Here is a 215-nt window from a genome sequence, read left to right on the forward strand (position 1 = left end):
CCAAATTCATCATAAGGAGGATTTTTAGAAAAATCTTTTAGCATTTTCTCTCTTAAAGCATTAGTATGGCCTCCACCTGCTAAGGCTACAGAAGAAGAATAAGTGCTAAGTTGGTGTTCTAAAGAAGGCTGATGTCCTAGTTGTGCTGCTAGAAATAATGCTTGATAAGCTCTAGTAGTAAATCCTGTTTTCCATAATCCTCCTCCACCTTTTGC

Annotated in this window: 1 pseudogene; it reads right to left on the minus strand. The window is 37.7% G+C overall.

The window, feature by feature from the left end:
* Positions 1 to 215: pseudogene (locus CAMP5082_RS08410) on the minus strand (hypothetical protein); the annotation flags it as partial.

This window comes from Campylobacter sp. LMG 17559, from assembly GCF_024723605.1.
Lineage (GTDB): Bacteria > Campylobacterota > Campylobacteria > Campylobacterales > Campylobacteraceae > Campylobacter_D.